The sequence below is a fragment of the Mesorhizobium sp. B2-4-17 genome (assembly GCF_006441275.1).
In the GTDB taxonomy this organism is placed as follows: Bacteria; Pseudomonadota; Alphaproteobacteria; order Rhizobiales; family Rhizobiaceae; genus Mesorhizobium.
In genome coordinates, this window is record NZ_VFUX01000076.1 from 1 (window position 1) to 1,159 (window position 1,159).

Annotated in this window: 1 protein-coding gene; it reads right to left on the bottom strand. The window is 57.7% G+C overall.

Annotated features, from left to right (window positions below):
* Position 1 precedes the first annotated feature (1 nt).
* Entirely contained in the window at positions 2-1,096 is a 1,095-nt protein-coding gene (locus FJ548_RS29700; protein WP_140613598.1) for an IS630 family transposase, read from the bottom strand.
* Positions 1,097-1,159 lie beyond the last annotated feature (63 nt).

Genomic DNA, 1,159 nt, shown 5'->3' on the forward strand with positions numbered 1-1,159 from the left:
CCTAGTCACCTGAATCTGAAGTTCGGTTCATTGTCTTCTGGCAGAAGCGCTTGACCGACGCGAGGATTTGGTCGGCGGATTTGACCCATTTGTATGGGGTCGGGTTCTCGTTGTGGGTTTCGATGAAGGCGTCGATATCAGCTTCCAGTTCTGCGGTGGAACGGTGTACGCCGCGCTGCAACTGCTTTCGCGTCAGCTCTGCGAACCACCGCTCGACCTGATTGATCCAGGATGCCGACGTTGGCGTGAAGTGAACATGCCAGTGTGGACGGCGCGCGAGCCAAGCCTTGATCCTCGGCGTCTTGTGGGTCGCATAGTTGTCCATCACCAGATGCACGTCCGGGCCATTGGGCATTTCGGTGTCGATCCGCTTCAGGAAGTCGAGGAATTCGGTGGCCCGGTGACGCTTGTAGCAATGACCTATCACCGCCCCAGTGGCAACATCGAGCGCGGCGAACAGAGAAGTCGTGCCGTTGCGAACATAAGTATGAGTACGCCGTTCGGCGACGCCCGGTGCCATAGGCAGAACCGGCTGCTCGCGATCCAATGCCTGGATTTGCGATTTCTCATCCACGCATAGCACGATCGCCCGGTCCGGTGGTGACATATAGAGGCCGACGATGTCCTGCACCTTATCAACGAAGAGCGGATCGGAGGAAAGCTTGAATGTCTCGGTACGATGCGGCTGCAGGCCAAACGCGGTCCAGATCCGACGGATGGTGGTATGAGAAAGGCCGCGGTCGGCTGCCATCGAACGGATGGACCAGTGCGTGGCATCCTTGGGAGTGGTGTTCAACGTACGCTCGACGACCTGAGCAACCTGGGCATCGGAGACAGTTCGCGGTCGACCGGTACGATATTCATCTGTCAGCCCTTCAATACCATCCTGTACGAACCGACGGCGCCACTTGCCAACCGTGTGCTCGTGAACACCCAGGCGTTCGGCAACGTCTTTGCTTTGCAAACCCTGCGCGCACAGCAAGACCATCCGGCATCGATCCGACAAGGAGCGCGGCGCCTTATGCCGCACCTGAGATTCGAGGAAACCTCTATCCGCGTCGCTTAGAACGACAAGGTCCGCCTGCCTGCCAGCCATGAATCAAACTCCTGCTCTTGTGACAGAAGCCAAACAAAATGAAGCTTACTTTTGTTCCAGGGG